This window comes from Suilimivivens aceti (assembly GCF_025567405.1).
Lineage (GTDB): Bacteria > Bacillota > Clostridia > Lachnospirales > Lachnospiraceae > Suilimivivens > Suilimivivens aceti.
The window spans coordinates 182,360-203,043 of record NZ_JAOQKJ010000004.1; the positions used below are offsets into that span (position 1 = coordinate 182,360).

23 protein-coding genes and 1 tRNA gene are annotated in these 20,684 nt (G+C 45.6%); 1 reads left to right on the top strand and 23 read right to left on the bottom strand.

The annotated features are described in order from the left end of the window. Positions 1-4 precede the first annotated feature (4 nt). The 16 genes from OCV77_RS06085 to OCV77_RS06160 all read right to left on the bottom strand — a co-directional run bounded on the left by OCV77_RS06085 (position 5) and on the right by OCV77_RS06160 (position 12,005). The gene (locus OCV77_RS06085) at positions 5-1,303 is read right to left on the bottom strand and encodes an SH3 domain-containing protein (protein WP_262574061.1); all 1,299 of its coding nucleotides are present in this window, start codon (positions 1,301-1,303) and stop codon (positions 5-7) included. A 33-nt stretch (positions 1,304-1,336) separates the two neighbouring features. Further along, positions 1,337-1,408 (bottom strand) — tRNA-Arg (locus OCV77_RS06090). A 109-nt stretch (positions 1,409-1,517) separates the two neighbouring features. Beyond that, complete coding sequence (locus OCV77_RS06095) at positions 1,518-2,447, bottom strand: DUF5688 family protein (RefSeq protein ID WP_118797772.1); 930 nt, start codon at positions 2,445-2,447, stop codon at positions 1,518-1,520. Between the two features lie 121 nt (positions 2,448-2,568). Beyond that, positions 2,569-3,126: an elongation factor P gene (gene efp, locus OCV77_RS06100; RefSeq protein WP_118797771.1), complete on the bottom strand. Its 558-nt coding sequence runs from the start codon at positions 3,124-3,126 to the stop codon at positions 2,569-2,571. Between the two features lie 98 nt (positions 3,127-3,224). Further along, on the bottom strand, positions 3,225-3,662 hold the full coding sequence (gene aroQ, locus OCV77_RS06105; RefSeq protein WP_262574063.1) for a type II 3-dehydroquinate dehydratase: 438 nt from the start codon (positions 3,660-3,662) through the stop codon (positions 3,225-3,227). Next, positions 3,659-4,204 carry a shikimate kinase gene (locus OCV77_RS06110; RefSeq protein ID WP_118797770.1) on the bottom strand — a complete coding sequence of 182 codons (546 nt, stop codon included), beginning with the start codon at positions 4,202-4,204 and terminating at the stop codon, positions 3,659-3,661. The genes aroQ and OCV77_RS06110 overlap by 4 nt, the downstream gene beginning before the upstream one ends. A 6-nt stretch (positions 4,205-4,210) precedes the next feature. Beyond that, on the bottom strand, positions 4,211-5,077 hold the full coding sequence (aroE, locus tag OCV77_RS06115) for a shikimate dehydrogenase (RefSeq protein WP_118797769.1): 867 nt from the start codon (positions 5,075-5,077) through the stop codon (positions 4,211-4,213). A gap of 3 nt (positions 5,078-5,080) precedes the next feature. Continuing rightward, positions 5,081-5,617 carry a YqeG family HAD IIIA-type phosphatase gene (locus OCV77_RS06120; protein WP_262574064.1) on the bottom strand — a complete coding sequence of 179 codons (537 nt, stop codon included), beginning with the start codon at positions 5,615-5,617 and terminating at the stop codon, positions 5,081-5,083. A gap of 109 nt (positions 5,618-5,726) precedes the next feature. Further along, positions 5,727-6,137 (bottom strand): hypothetical protein, encoded by a 411-nt coding sequence (locus OCV77_RS06125; protein WP_118797767.1) that lies wholly within the window; start codon positions 6,135-6,137, stop codon positions 5,727-5,729. A 113-nt stretch (positions 6,138-6,250) separates the two neighbouring features. Then, positions 6,251-6,994: an ABC transporter ATP-binding protein gene (locus tag OCV77_RS06130; RefSeq protein ID WP_262574065.1), complete on the bottom strand. Its 744-nt coding sequence runs from the start codon at positions 6,992-6,994 to the stop codon at positions 6,251-6,253. Further along, the gene (locus OCV77_RS06135; RefSeq protein ID WP_262574066.1) at positions 6,994-7,806 is read right to left on the bottom strand and encodes an ABC transporter ATP-binding protein; all 813 of its coding nucleotides are present in this window, start codon (positions 7,804-7,806) and stop codon (positions 6,994-6,996) included. The genes OCV77_RS06130 and OCV77_RS06135 overlap by 1 nt, the downstream gene beginning before the upstream one ends. Continuing rightward, positions 7,799-8,602 carry an ABC transporter permease gene (locus OCV77_RS06140; protein ID WP_118797764.1) on the bottom strand — a complete coding sequence of 268 codons (804 nt, stop codon included), beginning with the start codon at positions 8,600-8,602 and terminating at the stop codon, positions 7,799-7,801. Before OCV77_RS06140 ends, OCV77_RS06135 begins: the two co-directional genes overlap by 8 nt. A 15-nt stretch (positions 8,603-8,617) precedes the next feature. Next, the gene (locus OCV77_RS06145) at positions 8,618-9,559 is read right to left on the bottom strand and encodes an ABC transporter permease (protein WP_262574068.1); all 942 of its coding nucleotides are present in this window, start codon (positions 9,557-9,559) and stop codon (positions 8,618-8,620) included. A 23-nt stretch (positions 9,560-9,582) separates the two neighbouring features. Next, entirely contained in the window at positions 9,583-11,097 is a 1,515-nt protein-coding gene (locus OCV77_RS06150; protein ID WP_262574069.1) for an ABC transporter substrate-binding protein, read from the bottom strand. Between the two features lie 168 nt (positions 11,098-11,265). Further along, entirely contained in the window at positions 11,266-11,715 is a 450-nt protein-coding gene (gene nrdR, locus OCV77_RS06155) for a transcriptional regulator NrdR (protein ID WP_118797761.1), read from the bottom strand. Between the two features lie 56 nt (positions 11,716-11,771). Then, the gene (locus OCV77_RS06160; RefSeq protein WP_118797760.1) at positions 11,772-12,005 is read right to left on the bottom strand and encodes a YlmC/YmxH family sporulation protein; all 234 of its coding nucleotides are present in this window, start codon (positions 12,003-12,005) and stop codon (positions 11,772-11,774) included. A 129-nt stretch (positions 12,006-12,134) separates the two neighbouring features. Between OCV77_RS06160 and sigG the strand changes: the two genes are divergently transcribed. Next, complete coding sequence (gene sigG / locus OCV77_RS06165; RefSeq protein ID WP_262574071.1) at positions 12,135-12,914, top strand: RNA polymerase sporulation sigma factor SigG; 780 nt, start codon at positions 12,135-12,137, stop codon at positions 12,912-12,914. Here sigG and sigE read toward each other — a convergent pair. The 7 genes from sigE to OCV77_RS06200 form a co-directional block, all read right to left on the bottom strand. Continuing rightward, on the bottom strand, positions 12,899-13,642 hold the full coding sequence (sigE, locus tag OCV77_RS06170; protein WP_118797758.1) for an RNA polymerase sporulation sigma factor SigE: 744 nt from the start codon (positions 13,640-13,642) through the stop codon (positions 12,899-12,901). The two genes, sigG and sigE, sit on opposite strands and share 16 nt — an antisense overlap. A gap of 11 nt (positions 13,643-13,653) precedes the next feature. Next, entirely contained in the window at positions 13,654-14,448 is a 795-nt protein-coding gene (locus OCV77_RS06175) for a sigma-E processing peptidase SpoIIGA (RefSeq protein WP_262574073.1), read from the bottom strand. 165 nt (positions 14,449-14,613) lie between these two features. Next, positions 14,614-15,930: a M18 family aminopeptidase gene (locus tag OCV77_RS06180; protein ID WP_262574074.1), complete on the bottom strand. Its 1,317-nt coding sequence runs from the start codon at positions 15,928-15,930 to the stop codon at positions 14,614-14,616. Between the two features lie 73 nt (positions 15,931-16,003). Continuing rightward, on the bottom strand, positions 16,004-17,197 hold the full coding sequence (gene ftsZ, locus OCV77_RS06185; protein WP_118797755.1) for a cell division protein FtsZ: 1,194 nt from the start codon (positions 17,195-17,197) through the stop codon (positions 16,004-16,006). Between the two features lie 118 nt (positions 17,198-17,315). Continuing rightward, positions 17,316-18,188 (bottom strand): cell division protein FtsQ/DivIB, encoded by an 873-nt coding sequence (locus OCV77_RS06190; protein ID WP_262574075.1) that lies wholly within the window; start codon positions 18,186-18,188, stop codon positions 17,316-17,318. Between the two features lie 4 nt (positions 18,189-18,192). Then, positions 18,193-19,443: a UDP-N-acetylglucosamine 1-carboxyvinyltransferase gene (gene murA / locus OCV77_RS06195; RefSeq protein ID WP_262574076.1), complete on the bottom strand. Its 1,251-nt coding sequence runs from the start codon at positions 19,441-19,443 to the stop codon at positions 18,193-18,195. Between the two features lie 72 nt (positions 19,444-19,515). After that, positions 19,516-20,679, bottom strand: coding sequence for an FtsW/RodA/SpoVE family cell cycle protein (locus OCV77_RS06200; RefSeq protein WP_262574077.1), 1,164 nt, complete (start codon positions 20,677-20,679; stop codon positions 19,516-19,518). Between the last annotated feature and the right edge of the window lie 5 nt (positions 20,680-20,684).

The following is a 20,684-nucleotide window of genomic DNA, read 5'->3' on the forward strand; positions in this document are numbered from 1 at the left end:
CTCCTTATTCTACATAATCGGATTTAACAAATGCTGTCTGTCCTTTATACTTGACTTTGGTCCAGCCATCAGCCTGCTTCATGATCAGATCCAGCTTCTCACCAACATACGCGGTGCCAAGGGAATCTGCTGTCGTACTTGCACTGGTACGAACCTTTACATTCTCTTTCACAGTGACTGTTCCCGAGACAGTTCCGGAATCTGCATCAGTACTCTCAGCCTCAGCACTACCGGTATCTACCACTGTCTCCTCTGATACTGTCTCCAGATACTCACTTTTGATATAAGCATCCTTACCATTATACTCGACCTTACTCCAGCCATTTCCCCGCTGTTCAAGAAGCTTGAACTCCTGTCCGATCTGTGCCTTATCAATCTTATCCGCAGTCTCACTGTCTGAGGTACGAATATTTACTACATCCGTAGCCTTGACCATAGTGACTGTTGTCACAATATTGTCGTCTGTGCTGCCAGGTTCTTCTGTTTCTCCTTCTGTTTCTTCTTCCGCAGCTTCTCCCTCTGCTTCTTCTGCATCCGGAGTTTCCTCCTTGGCAAGGATCACACCGACATCTTCATTGATCTTTTCCTTCAGATATGCGACGTACTCATTCAGTTCATCATCTTCTGCAAGGAGGTCATTATACTCCACAACAACCTTATTGTTCAGATCGACCACATCATCCTGAAGTGTTACTTCTTTAATATAGTTCCTTACTGTATCATCGTAGGTACCATCATTGATAAAGTACTGTCCGTCTCCATCCTGGCCAATATAGTATGTCTTCAGCCCCGGAAGCTCCTGATCCACATCTGTAAATTTCACTTCTGAATAGACATAGGCTACATAAGTATTCTCATCAAGTCCCGGCTTCGTATAAACATTCAGGACAGGATAGTCTTCAATATATTTGCTCATCTCCTGTATACGGATCTTTTCAATGTCGTTCAGATAAGTGTTCAGGGATGCGATTGTCTCCACATCTCCTGATGCCTGTGCATCGTAATACGTCTTGATAATATTGTTGATCTCAGGATAGGCATTTTCTTCCAGTTCATAAACCGGTGTACTGAGTCCTTCCACTGAAGCTGATTCTTCCTGACCTGCAATTGCCGCAGCAGCTTCTTCCGCTTCCTTTTTCAGTGCCTCTTTCTGGTTTGCATTAATGGCAACAAATATGGTAATGAGTACACATACAACAAGAACAACCGGCATTACGATCTTAGTATTATCCATGATCCAGTCTTTGACTGCTATGGATTTTTCTTTCAACATATGCAATTTGTTCTGATTGGATTGTTTCATAGCTTTCCTTTCTTTTATTCAAGGTGATGCAAATGCACCCGACAGGAATCGAACCTGCATTAAAGGCGTCGGAGGCCTTCGTTCTATCCATTAGACTACGGGTGCATAAAAAATAATTATTACAAATTTGTTACATCACCTTGAATATCATATCATAAGAATCCCGTAATGTCTACCCCACCATTTATGAAAAAACTGTGAACCCAGGCTCCTGTCAGCAGAGCTGTTCAATCCGGTCGGTTTCTCTTCTGTAATAATAAATCGAATCCGCCAGGATTTCACAGTCTGCCACACAGTTTTCATTGATCTCTGTCACCATCCGAAGCAGTTCCTGTCTGTTTCGGTCTCCCTGATCCGGCAGAAGCAGAACCTCATGCACAGAGCTTGGCAAAATATAAAGGTTCCTGCCGATCCTTCCGGCAAATTGCTTCAGTACACCTGGATAAAACATACATACAGCTCCCTGCAGTCTCTGACGGTTACTGAGTACAAAGAGTGGAATCCTTACCTGATCCGACTGAAGCTCCTCCCGGAGCTTTTCCTTCTTTTCATCTGCCCAGTTCCTGAAGATCAGTTCCTCGATCGGTTCTATAGACGCCGGATATCTGACAGGTGTATTAACCAATGCCTCTGCAAACAAATCCTTATCCGTAATGCCCCATTTTTCCAGATGCTCATTTTTAACCAGAATAGAAGCCTTTCCATAGAAGGGTGACTGCTGTACGGTATAATAACAGACAAGAGCCAGATTACACACCGGTCTCCAGGGTGTATCCAGCAGAAGCTTCTTATTTTTTTCATAATGGATCAGCCTGACAGAGATCTGTTCCTTCGCCGTTTCAAAATCAAGAAAATCTGACAGATTTACTTCCTCCGGGATCCTGCTCTGATGAAGGATCCTTGCAAGTGCCTCCACAATCTTTGGAACTGCCGTCCCCTCCTTGTAATTTTCATAAAAGTCATTGATATATACAGTAGGTGATGTGTTAAGCCCCTCCTCCTGGACAACGATACCAAGAAGCTCCACGCCATTGTTCTTTTTTACTACTGTAGTTGTGATCTGAAACCTCTCTCCCATTGTTTTCTTCAGTTCCCTGACAACTGTTTCTGCAAATACATTAAAATTCATAGATGTGTTTTCCATAAGATACCTCTTTCTTAGATGTGTTTTTAGAATATTGCTGATTTTATTTCTGCACACGCAAAAAAAGACAATGAATCAAAGTTCATTGTCTTTCAGGCTTATCATTGTCTCGTGGTACGTCTTATACTCTGGATAAATACTCTCCAGTTCTGGTGTCGATCTTAATCTTGTCACCAAGTTCAACGAATAAAGGAACGTTAACGGTTGCTCCTGTCTCTACAGTAGCAGGCTTGGAAGCACCAGTTGCTGTATCACCCTTGAATCCGGGCTCTGTATCTGTGATCTCAAGCTCAACAAACAGCGGAGGCTCAATAGCGAATACGCTGCCATTGTGGGAACATACCTTAACCATTTCGTTCTCTTTTACAAACTTCAGGGCATCGCCAACTGTATCAGCGTCCAGTGCGATCTGCTCATAGGTTTCCACATCCATAAAGTTATACAGGTCTCCGTCTGAATACAGATACTGCATATCTTTTCTATCGATTCGTGCCTGAGGACACTTTTCAGTAGGTCTGAAAGTCTTCTCTACTACGCCGCCACTCTTGATATTCTTCAGCTTAGTTCTTACAAATGCAGCTCCTTTACCGGGCTTTACATGCTGGAACTCAATAATCTGGTAAACATTATTATCTAACTCAATCGTAATACCATTTCTGAAATCACCTGCAGAAATCATTAAAATATTCCTCCTAAAATTCTCACGTTATAATTCTTATTAAGTTTAATATAAATACCGATAATTTTCAACTGTTTTCTGCTACTAATTACAAAAAACTACTTTCCCTGTCTTTCCAGCAGAAAATCTACTGCCTCCAGATAACCCGGAAGACCATGTCCGTAGATCTGTTTATCACATGCCGGCGCTGTTACGGAAACCTTACGGAACTCCTCTCTGTTTGTGATATCGGAAATATGGATCTCCACCTTTGGCATAGTCACGCTGGCAAGGGCATCATGGATCGCATAGCTGTAATGAGTATAGGCTCCCGGATTGATCACGATCCCTTCTGTTCCGTCAAAGTAGGCATCCTGAATCCTGTCAATGATGGCACCTTCATGGTTACTCTGGAATACCTCTATGGTGCAGCCTGTCTCTTCTCCCTTTTTGGCGATCATCTGCAGCAGATAATCATAATCCTGCGTTCCATAGATATTCTTCTCACGAATGCCTAGAAAATTCAGGTTTGGCCCGTTAATAATCAAGATTTTCATTTTTCTTCCCTGTCCTTTCCATTCCATCTCTCTTCCCCCTGAAGCCTGCATATCTCATCAATGATCTCACCAAAATTCTTTTCTCCCACATCGATCACATGATCTGCACATGCCTCATATAATGGTGCCCTCTGTTCCAGCAGTGCCCTGATCTTCCCCTTCGGATCTTCTCCCTGCAAAAGGGGTCTTGTAGTATCATACTTCAGTCTCTCATACACAATTTCCGGTGTGATCCTGAGATAATAAATACTCCCAAGTTCTGCAAGCAGTCTGGCATTCTCTTCCCTGAGCGGCAGTCCCCCGCCAGTAGCGATGATCCTGTTATCCTCTGTCCGGATCAGCTCCCTGATACAATCCGTTTCCATTTTCCGGAAGCAGGCTTCTCCTTTACTGGCAAACAGTTCGGAAATACTCATTTTCTGTTTTTTCTCAATCCATTTATCTGTATCGATCAGTGTTCTCCTGAGTGCATAGGAAAGCCGGATCCCCGTGCTTGTCTTGCCACATCCCATAAACCCGATCAGTATAATATTATTTTTCATCCGTCTCTATCCTTTGACTTTTTCCTGCAGCAGAGCGGACACCTTACGGATCACATTCTCTGGTACTTTGGTATCCAGAAACAGTTCATAGGCAATGATCCCCTGATACAAGAGCATCCGGATACCGCAATAAGCCTCTCCACCAGCTTCCTTCACCAGCTTCATAAATCTGGTTTCCTCAGGCTTATAGATCAGATCATAGGCTTTGCTGATATGCTGGTAAAAAGCCGGATCCAGGATCACGGCATCCTCCGTATTGGGGTACAGCCCGGCACTGGTTCCCTGGATGGCTGTCATCTTTTCTTCCGGCAGCTTCTCATACTCCGAAAGCGCCATTGGAAGAATACAGTCTCTTTCATAGGCCCTGTTCACTTCCTCTGCAAGAACTGCTGCCTTTTCATAGGAGCGGTTTAAAAGATATACTCTTTTTGCCCCTTTCTCAGCACAGAGAAAAGCTGCTGCCCGTGCTGCACCACCTGCCCCGAGAAGAATCATATCCTCTGCTTCAAAGGCAATGCCTTCCTCCTCCATCGCACGGTATAAGCCCATCATATCTGTATTGTAACCCCGGAAGCCGTTTTCTGTTCTGACAAGAGTATTCACGGCACCGATCTTCTCTGCCAGTCCTTCTACGCAGTCAAGACAGGGGATCACCGCCTGCTTATAGGGTACTGTCACATTCAGTCCCAGTACATTCAGACTGTAAGCACCTGCAATGGCCTTCTGCAGATTTCCCTGTTCCACATGGAACGGCACGTAGACCAGATTGTCATGCATCTCTTCTGCCACCGTATTATGGATCACCGGTGAAAGGGTATGTTCCACCGGATTTCCAATCAGTCCGCAAAGTCTTGTATATCCGTTAATTTCCATATCTTATCTCCCATTCCCATGAACCAGAAATTCTGTGCCTTCTTTTCTGCATTTCTTCTTATAAAAATACAGGACAATCCATTCCAGCCGCCGTTTCAGAATGATCTGGATCTCTTCCTTCTTATCAATGGGTCTTGTCAGAATAGAAAAAATCCCCACTCTTCTGGCACCCCATATATCCGTAAAAAGCTGATCTCCGACAAACAGGGTTGTACCTCTGTCTGTTCCCATCTTTGACATTGCTTCCTCATAGCCTCTTTTCGCCGGCTTTCCTGCCTTAAAAATATAGGAGACATGGACTTTGTCATTAAACATTTTCACTCTGGGCTCTTTATTATTGGAAAGGAGCATGATCTGAAAGCCTGTCTTCTTAAGACGCTCCATCAGTGCAATGCTTCTTTCATCTGCCGGTGCCCCATGCTCCACCAGCGTATTGTCAATATCAAAAATAATCCCCCGGAATCCCCTCCGGTAATATTCTTCATAATCAATTCCATAAGCCGAATCCATATACAGATCCGGATAAAAAGTCTGCAGCATACGATTCCTCATTTCTCTCTCTGATGAGTATAACAAAACACCCTGCACTTGTGCAAGGTGTTGTTTATGCTGCCTGTATAAAACAGTCCCCCTATATTTCCCGGACTGTCTATTTACGGATTACCATGCCATCTTCCGGATTTACCGAAATGGTGCTTCCTACAAAATACTGGTAGTCCTGCAAAATGGAATCCTTCTTCATATCAGAGATCGCTTTCTGCATATCCAGATTCATCAGACTGCTCTCACTGCCCAGATAATCGAAGGTTTCTTCCTTATGGAAGGTCATCGAGATTTCGGAAGGATTCACAGAGGTTCTCTTCTGTAATGCACTCTCCTCAGCCGCACTCTGCTGTATCTGTCCACCTGTGGGCTGCTCCTCTGCTGCATTTCCTGACTTGGTACTGCCAGGTACTGTTTCCTGCTGTGCTTCTATCTTCTGTGGAGTAACTGCGGAGGCTTCCGGTATCCGGTAATAAGCTGATATATTATTGTAGCCTGACATCAGACTGATTGCCATCGCTTTACTCCTTTCTGTCAACATTATTTCATGATTATATCATATATATCGATCCATGAGAATAAAAAATTAACATCGTTTTCATATTTCGTATATTTTCGAAGTGCGGCCTCCTACACCAGGATCCCGGCTGCCTTAAGGAGCCTGCCTGTATAGGGATCTTTATGATGGAAGTAGACCTCCTCCACATCCCCACTCTCCCTGATCTGTCCCTGCTGCATGATCAGCACATGGTCACACATCTCATATACTACTCTCAGATCATGGGAAATAAAAAGAATGGACAGATTCATTTCCTTCTGGATTTCCTTTAAAAGTGCAAGGATCTGTGCCTGTATTGTCACATCCAGTGCTGATACCGGCTCATCGGCGATCAGAAGCTCCGGCTCCAGCATCAGTGCTGCAGCAATCGCAATCCTCTGTCTCTGTCCACCAGAAAGCTCTCTTGGATAATGCTCCAGAATCTTCTCTTCCAGTCCTACCCGCTCCAGCATGGTCTTTACCTTTAGCACTCTCTCTTCTTTTGACAGCCCACCCTTCAGACGCAGCGGCTCCTCCAGAATCCATGCAATCCTTTTCGATGGATTTAAGGATCCGTAGGGATCCTGAAATACCATCTGGGGCTGCTCTGTATTTCTTATGATCGTCCCTTCATAGGGAATCATCTGCAGAATACTTCTGGCAAGAGTCGTCTTACCGCTTCCGCTCTCTCCCACAAGGCCAAGAACCTCTCCCCGTTTCATGGCAAAGGAAACATCCTTCAGCACCTGTATGCTTTTTTTCTTTTCAAAGGGAGTTTTCCGGCTCACAGGATAAAACACCTGCAGATCCGTAACCTCCAGAATATTCTCTGTCATCATGAATCCTTTTCTGTCTTTCTGATTACCCTTGGAATCGCTGCGATCAGCTTCTTCGTATATTCTTCCTTCGGATGATAAAAAATCTCATCCACAGGTCCGCTCTCTACCACATAGCCTCTCCTCATCACCAGCACCCGTTCACATAGCTGACGCACCAGACTTAAGTCATGAGAGATAAAAAGAATAGCTGTCTTCTTTTCCCGATTGATCCTTTTCAGCAATGCTACGATCTGCTCCTGGATCGTCACATCCAGTGCTGTCGTCGGTTCATCGGCGATCAGGAGCTTCGGATCACAGATCATGGCCGCTGCGATCATGACACGCTGGCGCATACCTCCGGAGAGCTCGTGTGGATACTGCTCATACACCTGCTGCGGATTATGCAGTTCCACCTTTTCCAGCATTTCTATAGCACGCTTTTTCCGTTCTTCCTTTGAAAGTTCCGTGTGCAGGCGGAGAGCTTCTTCTACCTGCCAGCCGATCTTTTTCACAGGATTTAAAGAGGTCATCGGCTCTTGGAATATCATACCGATCTCATTTCCCTGGAACTTACGCAGTGTTTTACGGTCACAGTCAAGGAGATTCACTCCCTCAAACAGAATCTCTCCTCTTTTTTTCATGTCCTTCCTGCTCAGAAGCCCTGCGATTGCCAGCGCACTCATAGATTTTCCGGAGCCGGATTCTCCTACCAGTCCAACGATCTCCCCCTCATGCAAGGTAAGGTCAAAATCGTAGACCACAGTCTCCGGTCTCTCATGGTCAAAAAACTCTATATTCAGATCTGTAACTCTTATCATTTCCTTACTCATTTTTAAGCCCATCCGACAATAAACCAAATCCAAGCACCAGCAGTATGATCGTCAGTCCGGGGAACAGCGCATACATGGGTACACTGAATAGAAATGACTGTGCCTCAGAAAGCATTCTTCCAAGACTGGCATCCGGTGGCTGTACACCGATCCCAAGGAAGCTCATTCCCGCTTCTGCCAGAACAGCATTGTTAAAGCCGATCATAATGGCTGACAGCAGCACTGTCATGGTATTTGGCAGGATATGTACAAACATGATCCTGAAGTCCCCTGCTCCCTGGAGCTTTGCGCTTTTCACATAATCCATGTTTTTATTCCGGATAAATTCACTCCGCACGATCCTGGCAAAGCTTGGTACAAAGGCAATGCCAAGTGCGATGATCACATGATACTTGCCGCTGCCAAGAAGGCTGATAAACAAAAGGGCAAGCAGGATACTGGGAAAGGCAAACACAGCATCATTGATCCGCATCAGCACTTCATCCAGGATGCCGCCATAATATCCGGTCAGCGCCCCGATCAGAATACCGAAAGTGACACCGATCAGTACAGTTCCCGCAGCCACGATCAGAGTCGTTCTGCTCCCGGAGAGTACCCTTGAGAAAATATCCCTTCCAAAATTGTCACAGCCCATCAGATGCTTCACCGATATGCCAGCAAACTTGGCAGAAGGATCCATGGTATTGGGATTATAAGGAGTATAAAAGCATCCCATCAGGATCATAAACAGCATGATCCCTGTCAGAATACTGCCCGCAATGAAATTCTTGTTTTTTCTGATCTTTTTCCAGTTCATCCTTTTCTCCCCGGATCATTCCACTGATATTCTGGGATCTACCAGACCATAGATCACGTCCACCACCATATTGACTACAAGCACCAGCGCGGCAATACACACGATCACCGCCATCACCACCGGATAATCCCTGTTAGAGATAGACGTCAGAAGAATCCTTCCAAGCCCAGGGATCCCAAAAACCTGTTCAATGATAATGCTGCCTGCGATCATATCAGAAAGTGCCATCCCAAGAAAGGTGATCACCGGGATCATGGCATTCTTCAGTACGTGACGGTACAGGACGCTCCGTTTACTGTTTCCTCTGCTATAAGCTGTCCGCACATAATCAAGCTTCATTTCCGAGATCACAGAGCTCCTAAGAAGCTTGACCGCCATGGCTGCCTTTGGCAGTGCTATGGCAAGAGAAGGAAAGAACAGATATCCCACGAACTTTCCTATATTTATCTGATAGGAAACATAACCACCCGGTGTAAACAGCCGGAAGATCATTCCAAACACAAAGGTGATCAGGATCCCGGCAAAGAAAGGCGGTACTGCCATAATGATCTGATTGACCACGGTAATGATCCGGTCTGTCATTCCTCCCTCGTGCTTTGCCGCATACAGACCTACAGGAATGGAGATCAGTATCATCCATGCAAAAGCCATCAGTGTCATGGTAATGGTAACCGGCAGCTTATCCAGGATCATTTCGCTGACCGGCATCCGGTAGCTGTAAGAGGTGCCCATATCTCCCTTCAGGAAACCGGCAGCCCATCTGCCATACTGTACAAGCACCGGGTCATTCAATCCAAGCTCCTCCCGCAGTGCCTCTGCCCTCTCCGGTGTTGCCTGGGTGCCCAGCATGGAGGTCACCGGGTCTCCCGATATCATATGAAAAGCAAGAAAGACAAAGAGCGTGACTGCAAACAGGGTTACACACATCGTCAAAATCTTTTTGCCTGCATATCTCATCTCTTTGTCCTCCTATCGTCAGATTACTGGCTGACAAGCTTCAGTTTTGCTATATCCTGAACATACAGGGGATAGAACTCATATCCTGTATAGTTCTTATTTAATGCTACAAACTCCGGCAGATCCTGAATATAAACATTTGCTGCATCTGTAGCAAGAATTGTTTCGCATTCCTTGTAATACTTTGTTTTCTCTGCATCATCCGTGCTGGTAAGTGCATTTGCAAAAGCCGTATCATAGTCTGCATTGTTATAGTTGATAAAGTTGTTGGATGCCGTACTGGTAAATCTCTGCAAAAGGGCTGCTCCTGTAAGACTTGATGCATCTACACCAACAACCGTGGATTCAAAGTTTCTGTCTGTATAAACATCACTCAGCCAGCTGTCCCACTCTACAAGCTGGATATTGGCAGTCACACCGATATTGGCAAACTGCTCTACCAGAACCTGTGCGGTATCTATATGGGGCTGGTAGTTGGAAGGTACTGTAATCGTAAAGGAAAAGCCATCCGGATAACCGGCTTCTGCAAGCAGCTCCTTTGCCTTATCAAAATTCTGCTGATACGTATCATTCAGTTCTTCCATATAGTACTTTCCAAACGCCGGAAACATGGAGCTTCCCAGCTCGGTTCCCTTACCGTCTGAAATGATATCCATGATCTCCTGCGGATTTACTGCATAGCTGAGAGCCTGTCTGACCCTTACATCATCAAAGGGCGCTACAGCATTGTTCAGGTAAAGAGCCTGCACCAGATTCATCGTCCCTTCCAGTACATCAAACTTGTCAGAAAGCTCTGCTGCCTGGGTTGCTGTCACTCTTGCGAACATATCAATGGATCCGCCCTCCAGATTCATGACAATGGAATCGGCATTGGCACAGATCTTAAAGGTTACATTCTCAATATTAGCCTTTTCTCCCCAATAATCATCAAACCTCTCTACTACAAAGTTCTCCTGGGGTGAACGGGATACATATTTGTAAGGTCCTGTTCCGATGGGATTGGTATCCGGATTCTCATTGGCCTTTGGAATGATTGCTGTCGTCATATAAGCCAGGAATTCTGTGTCTGCTTCCTGCAGTGTTACAACTACGGTATGATCATCTGCGATCGTCACGCTCTCAATATTGGAAAACGCCGGTACCAGAGGTCCTCCGTTACTGGTATCGGCGCATTTGTCAAGTGAAAACTTTACATCCTCTGCCGTAACCAGGCTTCCGTCGTGAAACTTTACTCCGTCTCTTAATGTGAAGGTATATACCTTCCCGCCTTCTGATTCTTCATAGGCGCTTGCCACTGCAGGGATTAAATCACCATCACTGGTCGGCTTAACCAATCCTTCAAACAGATTGAATAATACCTCTTTAGTTCCTGCCGCCACTGCCTTGTGAGGGTCAAGACTATCCTCCAGATCCTGGGGGATTCCGATGGTAATCTGAGAAGAACTCTCCCCTTCCTTGTCACCTGCGCATCCGCCCAGTGCAACAGCAAGTGTGGTAAGCATGAAGACCAGAAGCCATTTTACTGCTCCTTTTTTCATGTTTCTGATTCCTTTCTCATTCTTGTTATGAAATTTTGCATTCTGTTTAAATGCCTCGCTTATTGTATATGATTCTTTTTAAAAAAGCAATCCTTTTTTCAGGACTGCTTTCTTTTATGGGAAAATGGCTTTTCCCGTTCCTTATCTCTGTTTTTCTCTCTGTTTTCTTTATTTCAGTACCTTCTTCAGTTCGTCCATAAAGGTATTGATATCCTTGAACTCCCGGTATACAGAAGCAAATCTGACATAGGCTACAGCTTCCAGATTCTTCAGCTTATCCATGACAAGTTCTCCGATCACACGGCTTGGGATCTCTTTCTCTTCCCTGTTAAAAATCTCTGTCTCTACTTCATCCACGAGCTGGTTGATCTGATTGATGCTGATCGGTCTCTTATGGCAGGCACGAAGAACGCCTGCTTCGATCTTGGATCTGTCATATGGCTCCCTGTTCTCATCCTTCTTGATCACGATCAGGGGAATCGTCTCTATCTTCTCATAGGTGGTAAAGCGTTTACCACATTCATCACACACTCTTCTTCGTCTGATGGAATTGTTATCCTCTGCCGGTCTTGAATCAATGACTCTTGTATTTTCATGGCTGCAATAGGGACATTTCATAGGCTTTCTCCTGTTCTGGTTCTTTGAGAATATTATATTCCGCACAGAAAAGCATGTCAACCGCAGACATCTACAATAATAATATCAGGTCCGATCTGTTTGATATCCTTGTAGGGAATACAGTAATCCGGTTCCGATTTCAGAAGATTACAGAATTTATTATTTCCCGGTACCGTGACACTGCATATCCTTCCGCTGCATTCATCAAACTCAAGATCTCCGATCCTGCCAAGCTTCCTGCAGTCCCTTAAATTGATCACATCCTTACATTTCAGTTCTGAATAACGCATCTTTTCCTGCCTCTTCCTCTTTTTATTATTTTATGCAGACAGACAAATCTGGAAATCCTTTTTCTGCATGAATATTTTCCTGGTCTTTTGAGAATGATTACAAGTATCTAGTAAACAGGAGGATTCTTTATGGCACAGGGAAAAGTTGAAATCTGCGGGGTAAATACGGCAAGACTCCCCCTGCTGAAGACAGCAGAAAAAGAGGCTCTTTTTAAAAAAATCACGCAGGGGGACACCTCTGCCAGGGAAAAATATATCGAGGGGAACCTGCGTCTTGTCCTCAGCGTGATCAAGCGTTTTTCATCCAGCAGCGAAAATGCGGATGACCTGTTCCAGATCGGCTGTATCGGTCTGATCAAGGCCATTGATAACTTTGATGTTTCCCTGAATGTCAAATTCAGCACATATGCCGTACCCATGATCATCGGAGAGATCCGGCGTTTTCTCCGTGACAACAATTGTATCCGGGTCAGCCGCTCCCTGAAGGATACAGCCTACAAAGCCATTTATGCAAAGGAAATGCTGTTAAAGAAAAATATGAAGGATCCTACTCTCAGTGAAATTGCGGAAGAAATCGGCATCTCCAAAGAAGATATTGTCTATGCCCTGGATGCCATCCAGAATCCAATGAGCCTGTACGAGCCTGTTTTTACCGATGGCGGGGATACCCTTTATGTCATGGATCAGATCAGTGACAAGAAAAATAAGGAAGATAACTGGGTGGAACATCTTTCCTTAAGTGAAGCCATGAAGCATCTGAATAAACGGGAAAATGAGATCATCTCCCTGCGTTTCTTTGAAGGAAAAACCCAGATGGAAGTGGCCGGCATGATCGGCATTTCTCAGGCGCAGGTGAGCCGCCTTGAGAAAAATGCCTTAAAGACCATGAAAAACTATCTGACAGCCTGAATCAGTTCCTTTTTCAGACGCTTCATAATTTTCTTCTCCAGCCTGGAAATATAAGACTGGGAAATACCAAGCATTTCAGCCACCTCCTTCTGGGTCAGCTCCTTCCCGGAAGGATCGCTTAAGCCAAACCTTAAATTAATGATCGTCTTTTCCCTGTCAGAAAGCTTATCTACCGCTTTCAATAAAAGCTTTCGCTCCACCTCTGTTTCAATATCCCGGTAGATCACATCCTCATCCGTTCCAAGAATATCTGACAAAAGCAGTTCATTCCCATCCCAGTCCACATTCAGGGGCTCATCAATCGAAACCTCCAGCTTTGTCTTATTGTTTCTCCGGAGGTACATCAGAATCTCATTTTCAATACATCTTGACGCATAGGTTGCCAGTTTGATATTTTTCTGCGGATTAAACGTATTGATGGATTTGATCAGTCCGATCGTACCAATGGAGATCAGATCCTCCACACCCACCCCGGTATTATCAAACTTCTTTGCAATATAAACAACAAGTCTTAAATTATGCTCGATCAGAATTGATTTGGCTTCATCCTCATACTCCGTGCCAAGGTCACTGATCACTGCATTCTCCTTATCCGCCTCAAGAGGCGGTGGCAGCACCTCACTTCCTCCGATATAGTGTACATCTCCCTGCCTTCCTGTAAGAAATCCTGCTTCTCTCCGATATATCTTAAACTGGAATCTTCCTGGCATTGCAACCTTAAAAACCATAACTGCTCCTCCTATAAAAACCACTGCTGTGGCAGAATCATCTGATATTTCTTCCTTCCGGACACACGCTCTCTGCACACGGCAATCATCACCTGCTTAAGGCGTCTTCTGCCCGTTTCCTCCTCCAGCTGTATTTCTTCTATTTCATAGGCATCCAGCATTCCTCTTTCTGTTCCTATACTGTGAAAGGGAATGATCCTGTATTTCTCAGGTCTTTTGCAGTGGCTCATTTTTTCAAAGCACACCTCATCCAGTACTGCCACCGGCTTTCTGCTGACGGGCTCAATCAGCCCGTTCCCGGTATCGATCAGTCCTGTTATGGCGAAATTCCCGTCATCCCCGGGAAGCCATACCCTGCAGAAATGTGTCTGCATTTTTCTCTGCTTCCAGTCCTGCAAAAAAGCCGCAAGTCCATATATTGCCATGCCCGAAAGCATAAGCAGATCTCCCTGTACTCTTATGCTGTTTTCCAGGAGAAGACGCTTTACAAGCAGCATGCCCCCACCCATGAAAAATGCAAAGGTGAAATAAAGCAGCAGCCCTGTAAGCAGTTCTTTTCCTTTCTGAAAAGGTGCTGTGATCTTCAGCATGAGCAGTGCTGTGATCACTTTTACAAAGATCCCGGAAAGCAGACTTCCTGGCAGGCACAGGGTAATACAGTACATCCCTGCTCCTGCCGCTGCCCCGCCCATGACCCGAAAAAAAGTGGTAGATTTCCTAAGGGTCTTAAGGATCAGTCTCAGGATCAGAAAATCAGGCACCAGATTATGTAGAAAGATACTGTCAAGATACAGAACTTTTTGCAAGTGTCACCTCTCTTTCCATGGCACTTCATCATTATAATCATTCTGAAGTCCGGATTTTGTCAAAATCCGGACTTCACTCCCATAACTCATCGCAAAAGGAGCCGGGAAACATGTCCGTTTCTGCAAACGGTACACATTCTCCGGCTCCTTTATTCCTTTCCGTGATCACATACTGTAAAAGCTCCTGGCTGCCTTCACAAGCATTCTGATATCCTTCGTTCCTGCTGTTTCCACGCTGGAATGCATGGCAAGCTGTGCCAGCCCGATATCCACACAGGGAATGGAAACCTGTCCTGCAGAAATATTACCAAGAGTAGAGCCACCGGCAATATCAGAACGGTTGCAGTATACACTGACAGGCACATCGGCATCCCTGCATACCCTTCTCATGACAGCCTCAGAATACGCATCTGTGGTATACTTTTGTCCGCCATGATACTTGATGACGATACCCCCATTCAGATATGGCCTGTTTCCCGGATCTGCCTTTTCCGGGTGAGCCGGATGCATGGCATGGGCATTGTCTGCGGAGATCATGAAGCTGTCGGCAAGAAGCTGCAGATAAGTGCTTTCAGAAGGATCATACTCTTCACTGATCCGCCGCAGGGTATCCCTCAGAAATGTAGAAGCTGCACCCTGCTTGGTAAGGCTTCCCACCTCCTCATTATCAAAAAGAGCATAAACATTTATATAATCCTTACTATCACCCTTCAGAAACCCCTTAAGGCTTCCATATGCACAGGCAAGATCATCCAGTCTTGGAGAAATGATCAGTTCCTTCGAAGCTCCTGCAAGTCTTCCTTTTTCCCTGACATATAAGAACAATTCCTTCCCAAGAATATCTTCCCTCTTCACGCCGGCATACTGTGCCACCTTGTCCATCAAGATATCGCCAGCCTTCTTTTCCTTTCCTTCCTCTACGGCAAGAAGCGGCTGCAGATCAGTCTGGGGATTATAGGTCAGCTTGTCATTCATGCCACGGTTCATATGAATAGCCACATTGGGGATCACAAGCAGATCCTCATCCACATTCACTGTTTTGGAAAGAAGCTGATCCTCTTTCTGATAGACAATCCTTCCAGCTACAGAAAGACACCTGTCTAACCACGTGGCATGGATCATGCCTCCATATGGCTCCACATTCAGTCTGATATAACCGCCCTCGGTCTTCATCTCCCCTTCACATTTTACCTTAAAGGTGGGAGAATCACTGTGAGATGCCATAATGTGGAAGCCCTTTGGTTTCCCCTCCGGCAGGGTAAATGCTATCAGAGAGGAACCATTCCGCTTCACATAATACCGGTTTTGTTCCGGATCCTTTCTTAATCTTTCTGTAAGACCATAGCCTTCCTTTTCCGAAAGTCCGACAAAGCCTTTCTTCTGCAGGCGCTTCTCTACATTTTCTACAGCATGGAAACAGCTCATGCTCTCTTCTATAAAGGTAAGGCACTCCTGTGCCTCTTTTAATTCTTCCTCATTCATACTCTTTCTCCCATAATAATTGATAAGAGCTGTATATCTGATGATATACAGCTCCTGTGCTTACTTATCTCTTTTATTTCTTCTGCAGGAATCCTGGAATATCTAACGGCTTGTTCTCTACCTTGCTTCTGATATCACCGGGATTGATGATTCCCTGTGCCGGCTTTCTTACAGGTGTCTGTACCTGTCCCTGCATGGGATTCTCAGCCGGAGCTGTGAAAGGTCTGCTCTTCAGATTCACATTCGGGGTAACCGGCTTCACATATTTATTTGCGTAGGTTCCCATATTGGACATTGTCTTGTTATTAGGCAGTGTCTCATCAACCAGACCAGTCGCAATAACAGTAACCTTGCAGGAATCTGTCTTGCTTGCATCATACATGGCACCAAAGATAATATTCACATCATCTCCTGCAAGCTCCTGAACATAGCTTGCTGCATCGGATGCATCTGCCAAGGTAATATCTCCGGATACATTAATGATCACATGGGTAGCACCGGAAATAGTTGTCTCAAGCAGCGGGCTCTCTACTGCCATCTTGACAGCTTCGCTTGCCTTATCATCTCCCTTGCCTTCACCAATACCGATGTGAGCAATACCCTTGTCCTTCATAACTGTCTGCACATCCGCAAAGTCCAGATTGATAACAGCAGGAACATTGATCAGGTCTGTAATACCCTGCACTGCCTGCTGAAGCACCTCATCTGCCTTCTTAAGGGCATCCGGCATGGTTGTCCGTCTGTCTACGATCTCAAGAAGCTTGTCATTGGGAATGATGATCAGCGTATCTACATTATCTTTAATTCTCTCAATACCACTTATGGCATTGACCATACGTGCCTTTGCTTCGAAACGGAAGGGCTTGGTAACAACGCCTACAGTAAGGATACCCATATCCTTGGCAAGCTTGGCCACTACCGGTGCAGCACCGGTTCCGGTTCCGCCTCCCATACCACAGGTTACAAACACCATATCTGCACCCTTCAGCGCTGCGGATATCTCTTCACTGCTCTCCTCAGCTGCCTTCTCACCGATCTCAGGCTTGGCTCCTGCACCAAGTCCTTTGGTCAGCTTCTCGCCGATCTGCAGGAGCTTTGGTGCCTTGCAAAGCTGTAAGGCCTGCTTATCGGTGTTGATCCCGATAAATTCTACTCCTGTAATATTCTCTTCTACCATTCTATTAACAGCGTTATTGCCTGCACCGCCTACACCGACTACAATAATGCGGGCAGCAGACTCAGCGTCGTTTGTCTTAATCTCCAGCAAGGTGCTTCCTCCTTCATCATTCCCTAAAAACTCATATAGATTATCATATAATTTTTCCAGTGATTAATCAACCACTAATTTCAGTTTTTCATAAACTTTTTAAAGCCTGTACGTCCTTTTATTCTGTCTTAGAATCCGGCTCAAAAGTTATCGTTTTCGTCTCCTCTGTATAATTCTCCATACGCAGTGTTCCACTCTTTCCGGTCAGCTCCGGCAGGATATACTGCAGCTCCATCACCTTTTCCTCCAGATTACCGCTGTTACCAAAAGCTGCCTTTACATTTTCAAAATAAAGGGTCAGGGAGTTGTCCGAACCAAAGAAAATCCGGTCTACTATAAGATTATATTTGTTCACAAGCTGGGTTATGCTTAAAATCTCACTGAAAATCTCAGGATTTTCCACAGGAAGTGCCTGATAAAGAACCACATGGTCAAATGTAAGTCCCGTGACCATGGGAATACCCTTTGTTTTTTCAGAAGAGCTTTCCACTACGATCCCATCCTTATCAAAGTACAGATATCTGTCCAGATACTCCACATAGCCGGCCAGTGCCTTTTCATAAACTTCTATTTTTACCGTATGAGGATCCAGAACAGAAACGTCCATTTTTTCTACAAACGGAATCCCCTCTATGCTCTTATCTCTGTACTTCAGTGACAGGATCAGGGAATTATTCCCATACCTTCCGCTCATGACCATATCCATGATCTCTTCATTGCTGTAATGGACATTACCCTCCACATAAACATTGGTAACCGTATAATTGGCAGTGATATACCAATAGGCTGCTGCCGTAATGCCGGCAAGCAGGACAAGAACCACAAGCAGAATGATCCCCCATACCGGGAAGCTGCCCTTCTCTCTTTTCCGCTTTTTCGGCTTCTTCCCTGCCTCACCCTCCAGTACACGGAATCTTGGCAGGGACATTGTTGTCATAGGTATATTCGCTTTTTTCTGCTGTTTTCTTTTCTTCGTGACTTTTCCTGCCATAATCCTATCCACACACAATATTGATTCCAAGATCCTGCAGATCTCTGCAGATATCCTCATAGCCTCTTTCTATAAAGTGCCTGCCTGTCACTGTAGTTTCCCCCTGTGCCATACAGCCTGCGATCACAAGTCCTGCACCGCCCCGCAGCTCTCCTGCATTTACCAGGCATCCCCGCAGATTTTCCACACCACAGATTCCTGCCATATCACCTTCCGTCCGGATACAGGCTCCCATCTTGCAAAGCTCTCCCACTATCCGGAAACGGTCTTCAAAGATCTTCTCTTCTATTACACTTTTTCCTTCTGCCTTTGACAGAACTGCCATCAGGGGCGACTGCAGATCTGTGGGAAAGCCAGGATATACTTCTGTCCGGATACAGGAAACCGGCTTTTTCACAGGATCTGTCATCACTGTGATCCCCTCTCTGGTGATCATGACCTCTGCTCCCATTTCCCTGGCCAGCCAGATCACGCAGTTCATCTGCATGGCAGGTGCTTCTCTTAAGAAAACATGACCACCGGCTCCAAGGGCTGCCAGCAGATACGTACCTGCCACGATCCGGTCTGCCGGCACCCGGAAACGGGTTCCATGCAGCTTTCTGCCACCTTCGATCAGGATCACACATCCACCGGCACCCTCGATCATGGCGCCGCTTTTACATAAAAACTGACAAAGTGCAACGATCTCCGGCTCTCTGGCTGCATTCTGCAGCACCGTGATCCCCCTTGCCATAACAGCTGTCAATATCACGTTTTCTGTTGCTCCCACACTCGGAAAAGGAAGCGTGATCACATTCCCTGTGAGGTTCCCGGCTCTTGCTGTAAATGCCCCGTCCTTCTCCTCAATATCCACTCCCATTCTGGCCAGCGCTTTCAGATGAATATCAATAGGACGTCTTCCTATCACACATCCCCCGGGATATTCCATGGTAACCTCATGGAATCTTCCAAGCATGGCGCCAAGAAGCATCAGGGACGAGCGCATCCCCGTAACTGATTCCCCTTCCATCATCTCCTTGGATACGTCTCTTGCATCAATCAAAAGTGTACGATCTGCTCTGCTTACCCGGCAGCCGATCTTCTCAAGGAGTTTCTGCATACGGAATACATCCGATATCCTGGGACAATTTTCAATAATACTGATATCTTCTATTAAAAGTGCGGCTGCCATAACCGGCAATACCGCATTTTTAGATCCCTGTATTTTTGTCTCCCCGAAAAGAGCATTTCCTCCTCTTATATGAACAGCATCCAAATTTCATCCACCCTTTGCAGATTAGACCTATTCTACTATATGCTCTTTTTCAGGAAAAGTGTCTGTACGCCTTTACAGATCCTTCAGCTTGATTCCTTTGCCTACACTCAGGACAAGTCCCATTTCGATCAGAAGGAACAGAACTGAGGAGCCTCCGTAGCTGATAAACGGAAGTGAAATACCGGTATTGGGGATCGTATTGGTAACAACAGCAATATTCAGGATCACCTGAATCGCAATATGTCCCATCACACCAACGACCAGCATCGCACCAAACAAATCCGGCGCATTATTGGCAATGACCATAAATCTCCAGATCAGCAGGATGAAAAGCACGATAACAGCAGTCGCACCAAACAGCCCCAGTTCTTCACAGATGATAGAAAAGATCATATCATTCTGTGCCTCCGGAAGAAAGCCAAGCTTCTGCATACTCTGTCCAAGTCCCTTTCCCCAGATACCCCCTGATCCAATGGCATAAAGTGCCTGCAGAGTCTGGAAGCCCTTGCCATCTGCATAGGCCTCCGGATCTAACCACGCCAGAATACGTCCTCCACGGAAGCTCATGTTATCTGAGCTGGCTGCATTAACGATCAGGAATACAACGAGTGCCGCTGCTGCTGCACCCGCCAGACCGATCAGGACAAATTTCTTATAATCCGGACTGGACACGAATACCATCAGTACCGCAATCCCGAAAATGATAATCGCAGAACTCAGGTTTTTGGTGATCAGATATACTTCACCACAAATCGGCAGCGGGGCTGCCAGCATGATCATAAAGCCCTTGGTCGTCCGTATCCCCTTGCCGATCTTGCACACAAGACTTGCCAGGAACAGGATCATGGCAAGCTTTGCCACCTCCGCAGGCTGCAGGGACATTCCTGCAATACGGATCCACCTCTTGGCACCGTTTGCCTCGTAGCCAAGGGGCGTCAGTACCAGCAGGATCATAAATGCCGACACCAGATAGCCAAGGGTAGCAAACCGTTCCCAGAAATGGTAGGGAATACTGGCAACAATTACCATCAGAACCAGTCCCATGAGCGTTGCCACAAGCTGCTTTTTCAGATAATAAGCGGAATCCCCAAAGTCCATGTTGGCTTCATAGGAACTGGTAGAATACAGCATGATCAGACCAAAGCCCAGCAAAAACAGCACTATAAACAACAGTGTATAATCAAAAAATGATTCCTGCTGCCCTTTTTTTCTTCTTCCAGCGTTTCTATCTGCCACTTAGC